Below are 14,961 nucleotides of genomic sequence, written 5' to 3' on the forward strand. Positions count from 1 at the left end.
TCATCAGCCACAGAATTTACAGAGCGACTCTGTGGCGGTAATAATTTTTTGAGCGTTGCTGCTTTACGCTCTTCGGAATAACGTGGCATACATGAACCTATGCCGCCCACTGTTTATTAATTAATGGCGAAATTGCCAACTGGACAACTAGGCTGACATAGTGGGTGACCCTTGGTCTAATGCATCATAACCCAGCCAATGCATTTAGAGCCAAGCATGCGGGTGGACAAGAGAAATCAAGAGATAGAGTTTTATCTTTAAAAGAGCTAAAGATTGTTTTTCAAGTAATGAAAAACAATCAAGTTCATTTTATTCGTGAAAACCTTTTAGCAGTAGCCTTATTGATTGTTTTAGGTGTAAGGAAGGGGGAATTAATCGGATTACGATGGAAAGAGCTCGATTTCAAAAATAAGGTGTGGCGACTATCACAAGAAAGAGCAAAGAATAAACACGCGATTGATATTCCTTTACCTACGCAAGTTGTCAAATGGTTTGGAGAACTAAAAATCAGAGCGGGTGATTCAGACTTTGTCTTCCCTGCACGCAGAGCAGGTAAAAAAGGGAATAGAGGCTACATATCAGATGATACGTTGAATCATGCTCTAACCAACCTATTTGGCAGAAAAACAGTAAGCGTAACTCGAACCACACCTATTCAGTCATAGTTTAAAGCCATAGGCTACCATCAAGTTTAACCAATAAGGTGGTAGCATCATGAGCCGAGCATACCGAACTCGCGAGCAATGGCGTGAGCTCATTGCTGAATTTGAACAAAGCAACCTGAGTCAGAAAGACTTTTGTGAGCCACGCGGCATAAATTCTGCCTACTTCAGTCAACGTCGAGCAGAGCTTAAGCGCGAAGCTGAAGATAATGACACGAGCTTTGCTCTAGCGGTGCCTCAGTCGGTCACCGCGCAGCAAACCTTGCAGCTTCGTCTTGGCCAAACCGAATTGGTGTTGCCGTTGTCGGTATCACCGCGTTGGGTCGCGCAATTGGTCAAAGAGCTCAGCGCATGAAGATGTTCGTTGAGCCACCGGCAATTTACTTACACAAGGCGCCGGTCGACTTTCGTAAAAGCATTAATGGCTTGAGTGCCATTGTAGAGAGTGAAATGGCGCTCTCACCGTTCAGTGGTGCGCTATTTATTTTTTGCAATCGCCAACGCGATAAGCTCAAGGCTCTGTATTGGGATAAAACAGGCTTTTGCTTGTGGTACAAGCGTCTTGAGAAAGCCAGGTTCAAATGGCCGAAAAAGATGTCAGGCAGCACCATTTCCCTGACTGAGCAGCAATGGGCATGGCTTTTGGATGGCCTGGATATTACCCTGATGAAAGGCCATCAACCACTGCATTTTAGCTCGATAACATGATCGTTTTTTTCATATAGGGATCAAGCATAAACCATGATTTTTCGATCACTAATCGGTCTAAGAAAGCCTTTATCTGTTGCGGTTTAGCGCCGATTTATGCGGTATAATGACCGCATGAAAAAGATTGATGCAAACACACTTCCAGACGATGTTGAAGCACTCAAAGCTATGCTGCTTGAGCAGCAGGCTGAGAAGGCTCGCCTGCAACAAGAAAGTGAGCGCTGGAAGCGTGACTTCTATCAGTTATTTGAAAAATGGCAGCTTGAGCTGAAAAAGCGTTTTGCGGCCAGTGCTGAAGGTCTTCCGGGTCAAGGCGACTTGTTCAACGAAGTGGAAGACATCCTCAATCCTGATGAGGAAGAGGTCGCTGTCGAACAACACGTTGCCTACACCCGAAAACTACCGCGCCGTGCCAGACTCGATGCATCATTGCCGCGTAAAGAAGTCATTCACGATATCAGCGATGACGATAAAACCTGCGAATGCTGTGGCACGGACATGCATCGCATGGGCGAGGATGTCAGCGAGAAGCTCGACTTCATCCCGGCTAAGATGCAGGTGACTCGACATATTCGACCTAAATACAGCTGCCGCACTTGTGAGCAGCAAGGCACTGAAACCAGGATAAAGCAGGCACCGGTGCCGGCAAGCATGCTGCCAAAAAGCATCACTACGCCAAGCTTACTGGCCCAAATCATTACAGCGAAGTTCCAGTATGGCCTGCCGCTGTATCGCCAGGAAGCCATGTTCAAGCAGTTCGGCGCCGATATCAGTCGCCAGACCATGAGCCGTTGGTTGGTAGCGGTGAGTCAAAAACTTGAGCCACTGTACCAGCGCATGCATGACCTTCTCGTGCAACAGCCTGTGCTGTGGGCGGACGAGACAACAATAAAAGTCATCCAGTCTGAGAAAAGAAAATCCTACATGTGGGTGTATGGTTGCGGCACAGATAAGCCGCCGCCCGGTAATACCTCATCACCACCCAACATCGTACTGTATGACTACCAGGATGGTCGCGGCGGGTCACATCCGAAGGACTTCCTGCAGGGTTACCGTGGGCCATTGCAAGTGGACGGCTATCAAGGTTACGAGCAAACTGATGCTATCCTTGCCGGTTGCTGGGCACATGCCAGACGTAAGTTCGTGGACGCCAAAACCGTGCAGGGGAAAAAGAAAACCGGTAAAGCAGATGTTGCGATTGCGTTTATTCAAAAGCTGTACCGTGTTGAACGGCTGATGGCTGATAAGTCAGCGGATGAGCGTTTGCATGCACGGCAAAGCGAATCCGCAGCTGTAATGAGCGACTTGAAAGAGTGGCTTGATACGCAGTTAAACCAAGTGCCACCGACGAGCGTGATAGGCAAAGCCGTGCAATATACATTGAACCAATGGTCGAAGTTGCAAGTGTATTTAACCGACGGACGCATTAATATCGATAACAACCGCGCTGAGCGCGCTATCAAACCGTTCGTGATTGGTCGCAAAGCTTGGCTGTTTGCCAATACCTACGGTGGAGCGGATGCCAGTGCGATGCTGTACAGCTTGGTAGAAACCGCCAAAGCCAACGGACTGCAACCGATTGACTACCTGATGAGCCTGTTCAAGCAGTGGCCACTCATTAACGACAGCGATAATATCGACCACTTACTGCCCTGGAATATCGAGCTCACATCCTAGCGTCAATTATCTTGGCCGGTTGTGTGGTTCGCGTTACGCTTACGAAAAACAGGTAAAGGTAAGTCGAGCACTGGTAACGTGCTAGGAGATGTCGGAATCGAATATTTTGTAATTCATGATCTTCGTCGTACGACACGCACTTTAATGTCAAAAAATGGTGTTAGGTATGAAGTCGCAGAAAAGAGTATCAATCATGTAAAGAAGGGGGTTGAGGGTATATACAATCGAGACGCTTTCTATGAGGAAAGAATAGCAGCGCACCAACAACTTACTGATCAGGTATCACAGTTATTATAAATCTGACGCTGGATAAAATAAAACTTGATAAGAACACATCAAGATAAAATCGATGACCCAACATGTGATATAATGTCGAAATAAAAACAGTTTGTTGGGATTTTTGAAATGGATATTCGTACCACTTTAAGAAGTTTGATTCTCTCCGAGAAAGACAGGTTCGCGATAGTAGTTAACAAGTTATTACTGTTTCCCGAAGATATTATTGCCAACCATATAAGCTCTGATATGCCAAGGTATCCATATATAGCTCATACTAAGAAGTTCTCGCTAGAAGATATCACAATTAATTTAGATGGTTTTGACGTCGCGTGGATTCAATCAATTGTTTATGACACTGTTAACAATCAACTAGAAATAGGTCACTTTGCGCTTAATAGGAAATTAGAGGGAATAGGTATTGGTAAAAGGCTTGCTTTTGCACTCAAAAACGTCGTGAACGAAGAGCTTTTTGTTACTCAGATTTTGTTTAAAGAGCGTTCAACAAACCCTCGGTATCCGACATTTTTTGAGAATGTTCTTGGAGCCACCAAAGTACCGGCATTTCCAGACGGCGCTGGTAATGATTGGCATTGGAATTTTGCTTAAAGATTATTCGAATTCTTTAATAAGAGCGATTATTCTTCTGAAATTATCATCATCGGATGAACCCTTCCAACGATTTGCAAAGCGACAAACTACTTGTAAGTTACCTGCTTCGTAATGCCCATCACTGTCAATTCTGTCTAATGAGCAGAATAACTCGCTGTCGCCATGCACTTCATCCATTTCCAAAGGCAGACCTGTGAGCACGCAGACTCCGTCCTGTAAATCAATCAAATCGACTATATGCTGCTCAAGTTCTAATTCATTTCGAAATCGGAACTCTTTGTTCTTGACACTTCTTTCTTGTAATTGCCCGTTTGCTTGTTGAGTGGTTTTTAATGCTGTGTGAGCCATTCTTTGCTCAATTGAGATGCGACACGCGATTTTTTGAACGTTCGATGCGCTGGTGACAGGACTATATTCGTTTGCCGCAAGTCCGTTTTTCTTTCGCCAGAGCTCTCGTCCATGCCACGGAGATAAGTCATTTCCTTTTATTAGGGCAATTGCATATTCAGCGTTGTCGTCGCCAAGCTTTTGCAATGTGGCTTCCGTAGATAAGAAGTCCTTTGCTTTAGGATGAAGAGCTCGCCATAAAAGTTGGTCACCTTTTTCAGTTCGGTCAGACCATTGATGGCAAGGTTTGTGACACACAACAACTTCCCGCTTTCTCCCTACGGGTTCTTTTTTCTCAACAAAATGTGGAGCTTCGTCCTTCGATATTGTCCAAAAAAGCTTTTCACCGTCCTTGTGGATCCAAATGTCGCCCGATGTGGTTGAGACGGTCGTCATAAGATTAAACCAACGAGAAGCAACCGCTCTTGTTGGTACTTTGCCCGCAGCGGATTTGTCGTTTTTAATTCTTGACGATATGTATTCTTCTTTTTTACCTTGCTCCCAAAGTGGCTGGGCATCAACATCATTCATTGTTGCAACTGTCGACTTTTCCTTGCAAACAGACCATTCGTAATTCTGTTCGCCAAAGTTTGCTATGTAGACTTTCATCAAAGTAAAATCCAAATTTTTATTTCTCTATGAGTGCATCGATAGCCAGGCCACTAACTTTTGATCTATATGACGAATATTTCCATTCAGTATTTCTTTCTGTTTTGCATCTTTCTTTTTTCCTGATAGTAAAAATGAAGGATCCAATTGCACAAGAATCTCGTCAGATAGATGTTGGTATCTATTAAATGCCTCTTCAGGCGTTGCGATGCTTGGAGCGTTATTCATTGTGTATACCATCGCATTCAATGTGCTTCTAAGATAGTGTTCCAAATTGACTACAAGCATATCAAGTCGATCATGCAACGAGGCATTATGAATAATTGCATTTCGGACTCGATAAAGTCTATGAATTTGAAGCTCTACTTTGTTTCGATGCTCTTGTATTTTGCAGCCTATCTCATATGGATTTTTGCACTTGGAAATAAATTTATTGAACCTAAATCTTGCATAAGGATAGTCTTGAAGTGCAACTTGTAACTGTTGAACAATATCCTGATCTTTTAGGGCGTTGTACATTTCTCCCAAATTCACTGTTTTAAAGTCTACAGAAGAATTATCATTTTCTACTGTTTGCCAACGAAGCTCTTTTGCTACGCCTCTCAATGCATAAAGTTGTTTGACTGGATAATCGAGCCCAATACAGGGAAGAACACTTTTAATAACGTGCTGATCATGGGACAAAGAGTCATCATGCACTCCTAATGTAAGTGATTCCAAAGCAGACCAGATAGCAGTGAATCTACTTTCTTGACTCGTCTCATTGATTCCGTTTTGGTAAAACCTGAAAGAGGAGTTCACCTTGTTGATTGTTTTTTCATCAGCAATGTCATGCAGGTGAGATATCGTTTTAATGAATAGATTAAATTCACTGAAACTTAGGCGATCGGATGCGTTTACAAGTGGTGATGCAAAGTCGATGAGTGTTTTTATATTGGCGGGCTCATTATTTTCATGAAGGGTACAAACACTATATTCTTTCTCTACTTGGATATCCGAACGATTCATCATATATGCAATGATATCTAAGGCGTTGTTCAAGTCGACTTCTGCTTTTGCTCTCGCAGCGCTATAAGAAATCGCTTCAATTTTGATATTGACTGCAACTGTATTTCGTCTTCGATGTTCAATTAAAACAAACTCACAGTTTTGAAAATTTGTCTTACTATCTGAGCTCTCAATGAGAGTGTACAATCGCTGACTGACAAGTTTTAGTGATACCCTCATGCATTGACTCGAGTTATTAATTTTTCCCGCAAATGCATCAAAGCATTCGACAAACTCAATAAGGTTTTCTGTACCGTCTGGTAGTTTTCTGAATCGCTTCATTAGGAAGTTCTTATACAACAAGTAGCATTCAGAAAGAGGCATTCCAATTGTGAGGAGTGTACTCATCAACATGTTGGTGATTTGGTAGATTTTATCTCCCTCTGCTTCATCAATATCATTTGAAGCAGTTAAACGGTCCCTTAAAATATTTACGGAAGATTTAACATAGTGTTCTTCAATCAGTATTTTTAACTGCCTCAAGAAGCTAACAACGAGATTATTCTTTTCTTCAAGATTTCTTAAGTCTCTCTGGCCAGAAGGGTTTAGCTTAAACAAACTCAATATTTGGTTGGGGATTTCATTAAATTCAGGGGCACGAAGGCAAATGTCATTTTCAATAATTTCAAACAGCTCAATTGCAACATGGCTCCTCTTCTGTGGAGCTCTATACTTATCGCCGATTTTGTAAAGCTCCAACAGCTCAATGATACCATTCAAAGGATTATTGAAAGTTACTCTGTCTGTGTCTATGTTGTTTCTGTTGGCGAGACTTGACCAGCATTCAATAAAAAAAAGCTGGCGGGGGGTCAATCCTTGTCTATTGAGGTGCTTGTCGATTCTCATGTTGCTACTTCCAATTTTTCTGATATACTCGGGCTATCAACAGTTTTAAATCAAAGACCTTATGTACTTAGGTTTTTGATTCGGAAAAAAACGGTCTCACCTTTCGACTGAGGGTAGTTCCCGGAAAGGCTCGAGACCAATCCATTCGAGGGGGAGCACAAGCTCCCCCTTTTTTTATATGCTTAATCCTGCGCCGTTCTTCCTCAACCACTCTTTGCGTTCGCGGTAGTCCGGCATCACTTTATCTACTTCATTCCAGAAGGCATCGGAGTGGTTGCGATGATGCATATGACAGAGTTCGTGAACTATGATGTAGTCGATGATCTTAGGAGGGGCCATCATGCACTTCCAGTGGAAGCTAAGTGCCCCCTTGTTGCTGCATGTAGCCCATCTGAATCCCATGTCCTTCACGTTGATACTTTGTATCTGAACACCAACCTTTGGGGCATAATATTTTACCCTGTCGGAAATTCGTTGATGGCCCTTGTCGGTGTAAAACAGCTCGAATGCTGACTCTGCTGCTTGTGTTCCACCCTGGTCAATGAGATCTCGAGACAAACAAAAGCGGCCCTCTTTGAGCATTATGTGCCGCTTTTGACCTGAGACTAGCGACAGTCGATAGCTTCGGCCTAAATACAAAAACGTTTCACCATTTACCCATTCTCTGGCGACTGCGCTTGCGTTGAGATCTCGCCATTCTGCAAGATTACGGTAAATCCACATTCGCTTACTTTCTACAACTGCGTCCACCTGCTCAGGTGTGAAGTGAATTGGGGGGCGAACAGCAACTACACCATTTCTCTCAATGACAATATCTGTTGTTTTTCTTTCTGAGCCAGGGAGAAGGTGATAATCAATATCTCTTACTCGACGTGCATTCATTCGCTGGTCCCCGTCAACAATGCATCATGCCGGTTTTTGGCTAACTTCATAATTTCCACTGCGACGCGCTCTCTGTTTGTTTTCAATTGAGTTAACCCGGATAACGTAATTGCCTGCTTAATCTGGCTACGCGTTCGTCGTTGTTTATCGCTATTGTTCCAGTAATCAATACTGCCAATATCATCTTGAAGAATTTCGACAATACCTTCCATTAACACTTTCATGGTTGGTTTAGCATCCGACGGCACATTCCCATCAGGAAACGCCTCATTCGCTATATGCTCATAGAATGTCGTTGCTTCCTTGCTCATGCCTTCCTCACCAGCTTTACGCCCAGCAAGCGCCTCTCCGCGCAGTTTTTCTAACTCTTCTGCTAGCCGTTCCCAATCTTCTTGATAACGGTCTATTAGGTTTTCCACCTTTTCGGACAAGCTTTTATAGAAAGCAGGATCTTCATCATGATGCACGGTGCAATGCTTTCTGATGGCGTGCTCCATCTCGCTGGCTTTTGCTTCTGGGTTACCATCCGAGTGTTTGTTCAGATTCTCGATAAAATCATCGGCAAGCAACTCAACTGGCGCTACTTTGGGGTTGATACCCAAGCTAATAAGATGTTCATTGATGAGCGTTTTTACTTTTTCACCAGCATTCCCAAGATCAAGGCTTGTATCTTTATATCGTTCTTTAGTAACTCGCAAGATATAACCAAAACGCTTTGCAGGAACACGATAAGGGTGCGCCAGTGGGTTTGGTAAAATGATATCCAAACTCATTAAAAACTTTTTCAGGTAAACATCGAAGTCAGCGCGAATTTTTTCGTCTTTGAGGACTTTTACTGCCTCGTGAACAACTTTCGCGTCTTCTTCAATTCGAGCAAATTTACCAGTAACAAAATGCTCTATTTCTAAAACCTTATGAGACTTAAATAACTGTAATAACCGCTGATAACGCTCTTCAAGCACAGGCATTTCCGACTCAATGCTTTTTAAACCTTCTCGGAGTTCTTCTTGCTCGTCTGTCGCAGCATAGAGTGTCAGAGCCTCGGTAAGATGTTCAGTCAGGCCGATATAATCGACTATATAACCTCGTTTCTTTCCTTTTTTGACCCGGTTTGTCCTCGCAATTGCCTGTAGAAGTGTATGTTCTGTGATCTTCTTATCCAGATACATGACCTGTTCTATCGGTGCATCAAAACCTGTCAACAACATGTCACACACAATCAAAAACGCGACGCCAGTGTTCTTCTTATCAGGGTCATTGAAGTCAAATGAACGACAAAAGTTTTCTACTGCGTCCAGTTCTTTTGCTTGTCTTCGAGCTGCTGTTATATATGCAGCTTCGTTGGTTCCATCGCCTGATATAACAACCGCAGTCTTCAAAAACTGAATACGTTTAACTTCGCTTTCACTTACATCTGGCGATTGCAGTAACTCAGCGATTTTAGCTTCCAATGCCCTTTCAATTGCAGCCTGGTAACGAACAGCTGCGAGCTTTGAATGGCAAACAACCTGTGCCTTAAAACCGTTGGGAAAAATATTAGAAAGGTAATGATCCACTAAGTCTTTAGCGACATCGTCAATACGTGCTTCCGCTTCGAGAATATCGCCGGTAGCGCCATACTTTTTCTTAATTGCGAGCAACTCTTCTTCTGAGCGCTGCTTAAATAAATTTTCAAATTTAGTTTCGAAACCATGCTTGTCATAAAGCGCTGAATCGGCTGTTTTTCCCTCATATAAAATTTGCAGGGTTACGCCATCTTTCACCGCGTCCATCAAGCGATATTTATCAATGTACTCACCAAACCGCTTATGCGTGCGTTTTTCACCGTGGCGCTCTGTAATCAGCGGGGTACCTGTAAACGCAATTCTTGCTGCATTGGGGAAGGCTTCAAAAATATTATCGCCAAGGTCTGAGCCCTGAGTGCGGTGTGCCTCGTCAATCATTAACACAATGCGGGATGAGTCATTCACAACGCCGAAGGTGTCAGCAGTTGGAATGGCTTGGTATGTCCCCAAAGCTTCAGCAACAGAAAGTGGCATGCTCTTATCGCGCAATTGAAACTTGTGTACCATCACCATGTTGATATCTGAGCTATCTGTTGCCAGGTTTTTACGTAACGCGTCGGTGCTTTCTATGGTATTGACTCGCCCCCCGATGATAGTGGCAGTCTCTGCAAGCTGGTCTTCTAGATCAGTACGGTCATTAATTAACAAAATTTTGTAATCGCTGAGATCACGAGAGGCTCTTAACATCCTCGCCACAAATACCATTGTCAGGCTTTTTCCCGATCCTTGGGTATGCCATACCACGCCACTCTTCTCAGCGGCAGTCTGGCCGTTACGCAATTTCTGAACAATCTTATGGGCGGCCCTGAACTGTTGGTAACGGCAAACTACTTTGATTCGGGGCCCGGCATCAGTATCCATAAAAACGGTACAGGTACGTAAAATACTGAGTAAGTTTTGTTTATTCAGCATGCCACTGATTAATTGCTGTTGCTGCGACATACCCTTGGTAATGCTGTCGTTTTCAGGCCATTGAGTTTTCCACGGATAGAAGTGCTCCAGGCCCGAAGTGAATGTGCCGTAATCGGCTTCATTGTCACAGGTTCGGATCAGCATCATATTGGTATAGAATAACCTTGGCTCTCCTTCCTTCAGGCCGTGTTTTTTTGTCTCTTCACGACGATTCATATATCGCTGAAGTTGCTCAAAGGCTTCAAACATCGGATTGGCACAGGTCGGCCCGCCTTTTTTGCACTCCACCACGATTAATGGGATGCCATTAACAAACAACACAATGTCGGGAATAATGAATTGTTTAACACATCCAGGTGTATCTATACGGAACTGGTTTACCGCGTGAAAGGTATTGTTTTCGGGGTTAGCAAAATCAATTAGCTTAACCACCGGGTCTTGCTCGCCAGTCACTTCATTCTCATCAACCTGAGTTTTGAATAGCAGCTTCTGAATATTCTCATTGGCTTCCAACAAAGTGCGGTTAGGTTGACGAAGTATTTGATCCTGAAGGTCTTGTAACTGCTTTTCTGTTAGCCATGAAACGCCATCACCGGTTTTATTGATTTTGGTGACAGAGGACTTAAATACCCCTGGCAGAATCCATTGACGGAAGTTTTGGCGCAAACTTCTGTCTGGATTTTGGGGAATATCCGGACCTTGATCGATCACATGATCCCAATCCAGCTCTTCAAGCTGTTGGAGGAAGGGCTGCTCAACTTCCGTGTACTCAGACATGGGCAGTCTCGTGCTTTTCAACTTGGACGGTAACTTTTCCCGAAAGAAGGTCTTTCATAACTCCTTGTTTTTTAGAAATAAGTTTTTTTAAAAACCGATTTTCAGTATCAATTTTTTTCTCACACGCTTCTAAAATAATACCTATTCTTTCCATCTCCTCATGTTTTGAAGCAATGGCTACCATTAATGAGCGCACCGCATCTTTCGTAATAGTCTTTGTACCGGTTCCACTCGAAAAAGATTTGACATATTCTTCTTTGAATTTTAGGTAATAAGAAAAAAACTTGGGGCAAAATTGGCTTTTTAATCTTATAAGAAAAAGGTTCATCCCTAGTGATACGGGAAAATTTAAATCTGGCATTAAATAAGAAACCCCCGGATTTGCAATCTTGTTCATGAGGATATCATTGGGAAAAACAGCAGATTTTGACAAAAATTCATAAGCGGATTTTGATATATATTTTAGATTTTCCGAAAAGTCATTCTGCTCAAAGTTAGTCGTTCTTATCATTACAGCGTGATCTTTATGGTCATAAAGCTCCACATGTTTCTTTAGTATTTCATATGCACCATTTGCATGATAATCAGTTAAGGTTTCAATGCATTGACCAAAACTTATAGTGTGCCAATCCTTTGGAATCCACCCAATCGGAGTTTCTTGATACAGCTCAGGCGCTTGATCCCGGGAAGGACGAAGTTTACCATCTGAGGTGACCCCACGAGTAAACAGGTCATGTATTAAGCCCGCTTTGATTTGTTGATATTTTTCGATAAGGGCTTCGGTTTCTTCTATTGTCTGATCGGTTGCTCTCAGTATTTTAGTAATTTGATAAGCCGCAGCTGGTTCGGGCATATCGACTAATAAAGACTTAACGAAGTCTTTTCTAAGGTGACGTAAGCCACTTCCTTCAAACCCAGCGTAGTCAATTTTAGATAGATTCTGCTGTATCTTTCGATACAAAAATTCCGTGGAGTATTCTTCATTATTAGATCTGAACGCCCAGGTATCTGTCGAATAGGAAAACTCTCCTTCAGCGTAACTTACAGAAGCAACACCACCCGTCCCCATAACAACAGCAGGTTTATTTTGCATCCAAGAGTCGGTTACCTTTGGAGTAGAACTACTACAGATAAATAAGTATGGTCCACTTTCTGTCGCAGCAGAAGCTGGTAATTTTGACTTTGGTAACTCTACAATTAGATTGCCAAATTTGAGCTTATTCATATCCCAGTTCCACCATATACGCTTGTAATTGCTTTGAAGCAGCATCCCGCTCAGCCTCAATTGTTGTGGCAGGAACCGCGTATTTACTCCACAAGTTCTCAATGGCATTAATACAGGCGCGTTGGTCTGCCCGCATATACGATTGGTATATATTGAGCAGAGTTTGTTTCAGGCGTTCCAAGATTACGACGCGCGCTTCATCAGCAGAAATATTCTGGCGAGCCGCTTCTACCAGATCATCACGTTTGTTCTCGATTCCTTTAATCGTGGCTTTCAGCGCTTTGGCTTCATCTTCGAGAGCTTTGTGACGTTCCAGACTCTTGGTAATGGCTTGTGCTTGCTCATAGCTGAGCTTGCCTTGGGTGATAGCATCTTTAATCGGTTCGGCATACTCAGACGCAAAGCCAACCTCTTTGGCAAGCTCCAATATCCGTTTACCATTATCAAAGGTAGGTTCCTTTTGCGTTAGCCCTTCTGTGCAGTAGAAGCCTTTTTTTGTGCCCTTAGGTAATAAATCAGCAGCTTTGATTTCTGTAAAAAGATTGCCAGCTAGGTCTTTGATCAGTTTAAGCTGTGCCTTCCACTCAGCATTTGCGGATTTAAGCTCATCTTTCTTGTTTTTCACTTCATCGGCAGGTAATACACCGGTGTCTTCAGTATCTTCAAAGTCTTCTTCGCTGGCTGCGGCAAACAGAGCTTGCAGCTCAGCGAGCCTGGCTTGAGCTTGTTCCAATTCATCTAACACTTCAGGGTACTGGCTTAAAAGAATATCATTGTCTGGAATGAGCTCTGGCCCCCAGCCGCTGGCCGCAATGGATTTGAAATCGGCTTTAAGCAAATCAACGTATTGAGCAAATGCGCCGCGTACCTGATAGGCGTTGAGAAGGTTTTGCCCTGATAGCTCTCGCTCGATACTCTCTAACAGTTCGCTACGCATTTTATAAACGTTGCCAGGCTTTGCATGCTGATTGGCAGGATCGGGGGCTAAGGCTTCGATTAGGGGCGAGTTATTTTCCCACCAGGCTTCCAGTTGTGTCATTAATGTGAGATGCCGGTCGAGCACACCTGAATGGCTGGAAACAAATTCAGCAATGTTACGCTTTTCTGCAATGTTTGGGGATAAATCCAGATATGTCTCATCCCTTGGTACAAAGCAGTCTTCACGCAGTCCTGGGTAATTGGCCCAAAAATGCTCGAGGCTATCCACTTCAACAAGTGGCACGCCACCATGCAGGTGCGCACGCACATCATGGGGTTCGGGAGGTGGTGCATTATCGACGTAGCGGCGAATATTGCAGTTGTAATCTTCTGCGGCAATTTCAGCTTTAGGTACTTTTCTCGCATAGGCAGGGATGTCATTGCCCGAGCGGTAAGCATGAATAATTTTATCGATGTCCTCTGGGCGAAGGTGGTTTTGCGCCTTGCCTTCCCGGTACTCTCGATCGGCATTGATAAATAAAACATGATCGCGCTCGGCAGCTCCGGCTTTATTCAAAACGAGAATGCAAGCGGGTATTCCCGTACCGTAAAAAAGATTGCTTGGCAGGCCGATAATGGCCTCTAAGTAGCCTTGCTCGATGAAGTACTTGCGTGCCTGTTGTTCTTCTCCACCACGAAACAACACGCCGTGAGGCATAACCGTTGCCAGTCGACCATCGTGCTTTAGTACCGATAGCATGTGCTGAACAAACATCAGGTCCGCCTTTTTGCCTTTTTCCGGCATCATCACCGGAAAGCGACCAGAGAACTTTAGGTCTTTTTTGATGTAGTTCTGACTAAAGGGTGGATTAGCTAGCACCCGGTCGAAACGCTTTAACTCGTTTGTTTCATCATCTAAATGCTGGGGGGCACGAATGGTATCGGCTTGGCGAATGTCTGCATGGGAAATACCGTGAAGCAGCATATTCATTTTACAGATAGACCAGGTAGTTCCGATTTTCTCCTGGCCGTTCAACGATAGCTCGCTTGCATCGCCACCGTTTTCACGCAGGTAATCCCGCATCTGTATCAGCATGCCGCCAGAGCCCACAGTAGGATCGTATACGCTCATGCCTTCTTTTGGGTTACAGATTTCTACACAAATACGAACCACTTGTTCGGGGGTGTAGAATTCTCCAGCTTTTTTGCCCGCTGAGTCTGCGAAATATTTTATCAGCCATTCGTAGGCTGCACCGAGGAGGTCGGGGAATTCAAAGTCTTCGTCTTTTAGTGGTATTTTTTCGAAGTTTTGAACGAAATTAGCAAGGGTGTCATCGTCAAGTGTTCGCTGACCTATCTTTCTGTTGAAGTTAATGCTTTTTAGTACGTCTTGCAGTGCATCAGGGTTGGCATCTTCTATCGCTTCTAACGCCTTATTGAGCATGGTGCCAACATTTTCTTTTTCATGCTTTAGTGCAGGGTGATTTACTGTCTCAAACGTTGGATTTCCATCTGCACCAAGGATCGGGTTACCGTCCTTATCCTTAAGCATAACCTCTTCGTCCCAGGGCTCGTTCCATCTTGCCCGAGGAGGAATATAAAAGTATTTACCTGAATAATTATCAGGGTCTTCCAATGCTTCTTCTATATCCGCAGCGGACATGCCTTTTTGAGTTAGCTCCTTTTTTAGCAGCTCACGGCGTTGGTCAAACAAGTCACTTGCACGTTTGAGGAATAACATACCAAAGATGTATTCCTTGTATTCACTGGCATCCATGCTGCCACGTAAGTCATCACACGCAGTTAATAAGAGGTACTCTAATCGAGGTAATGTAAGTTTTTGCGTCATTTGTCTGCT

At 43.7% G+C, this 14,961-nt stretch carries 11 protein-coding genes; 5 read left to right on the plus strand and 6 right to left on the minus strand.

From position 1 onward, the window contains the following. Positions 1-179: 179 nt before the first annotated feature. The 5 genes from B2U97_RS05965 to B2U97_RS05985 all read left to right on the plus strand — a co-directional run bounded on the left by B2U97_RS05965 (position 180) and on the right by B2U97_RS05985 (position 3,932). A complete protein-coding gene (locus B2U97_RS05965; protein ID WP_286823087.1) occupies positions 180-665 on the plus strand; it encodes a tyrosine-type recombinase/integrase in 486 nt (161 codons plus the stop codon). A gap of 49 nt (positions 666-714) precedes the next feature. Continuing rightward, the gene (gene tnpA, locus B2U97_RS05970) at positions 715-1,017 is read left to right on the plus strand and encodes an IS66 family insertion sequence element accessory protein TnpA (protein WP_051018781.1); all 303 of its coding nucleotides are present in this window, start codon (positions 715-717) and stop codon (positions 1,015-1,017) included. Then, positions 1,014-1,370, plus strand: coding sequence for an IS66 family insertion sequence element accessory protein TnpB (gene tnpB / locus B2U97_RS05975; protein WP_034821960.1), 357 nt, complete (start codon positions 1,014-1,016; stop codon positions 1,368-1,370). Before tnpA ends, tnpB begins: the two co-directional genes overlap by 4 nt. A gap of 114 nt (positions 1,371-1,484) precedes the next feature. Beyond that, on the plus strand, positions 1,485-3,047 hold the full coding sequence (gene tnpC, locus B2U97_RS05980; RefSeq protein WP_034821963.1) for an IS66 family transposase: 1,563 nt from the start codon (positions 1,485-1,487) through the stop codon (positions 3,045-3,047). Positions 3,048-3,452: 405 nt separating this feature from the next. Next, positions 3,453-3,932 carry a hypothetical protein gene (locus tag B2U97_RS05985; protein ID WP_286823088.1) on the plus strand — a complete coding sequence of 160 codons (480 nt, stop codon included), beginning with the start codon at positions 3,453-3,455 and terminating at the stop codon, positions 3,930-3,932. A gap of 3 nt (positions 3,933-3,935) precedes the next feature. Here the strand turns inward: B2U97_RS05985 and B2U97_RS05990 are convergent, their stop codons facing one another. The 6 genes from B2U97_RS05990 to B2U97_RS06015 all read right to left on the minus strand — a co-directional run bounded on the left by B2U97_RS05990 (position 3,936) and on the right by B2U97_RS06015 (position 14,952). Continuing rightward, a complete protein-coding gene (locus B2U97_RS05990) occupies positions 3,936-4,931 on the minus strand; it encodes a hypothetical protein (RefSeq protein ID WP_286823129.1) in 996 nt (331 codons plus the stop codon). Between the two features lie 27 nt (positions 4,932-4,958). Then, complete coding sequence (locus B2U97_RS05995) at positions 4,959-6,824, minus strand: hypothetical protein (protein WP_286830348.1); 1,866 nt, start codon at positions 6,822-6,824, stop codon at positions 4,959-4,961. 174 nt (positions 6,825-6,998) lie between these two features. Continuing rightward, a complete protein-coding gene (locus tag B2U97_RS06000) occupies positions 6,999-7,706 on the minus strand; it encodes a M48 family metallopeptidase (RefSeq protein WP_286823093.1) in 708 nt (235 codons plus the stop codon). Then, positions 7,703-10,960, minus strand: a complete 3,258-nt coding sequence (locus B2U97_RS06005; RefSeq protein ID WP_286823094.1) for a type I restriction endonuclease subunit R — start codon at positions 10,958-10,960, stop codon at positions 7,703-7,705. The genes B2U97_RS06000 and B2U97_RS06005 overlap by 4 nt, the downstream gene beginning before the upstream one ends. Then, entirely contained in the window at positions 10,953-12,185 is a 1,233-nt protein-coding gene (locus tag B2U97_RS06010) for a restriction endonuclease subunit S (protein ID WP_286823095.1), read from the minus strand. Before B2U97_RS06010 ends, B2U97_RS06005 begins: the two co-directional genes overlap by 8 nt. Further along, positions 12,178-14,952: a class I SAM-dependent DNA methyltransferase gene (locus tag B2U97_RS06015; RefSeq protein WP_286823098.1), complete on the minus strand. Its 2,775-nt coding sequence runs from the start codon at positions 14,950-14,952 to the stop codon at positions 12,178-12,180. Before B2U97_RS06015 ends, B2U97_RS06010 begins: the two co-directional genes overlap by 8 nt. Positions 14,953-14,961 lie beyond the last annotated feature (9 nt).

The sequence above is a fragment of the Idiomarina sp. UBA3176 genome (assembly GCF_002364295.1).
Classification (GTDB): Bacteria; Pseudomonadota; Gammaproteobacteria; order Enterobacterales; family Alteromonadaceae; genus Idiomarina; species Idiomarina loihiensis.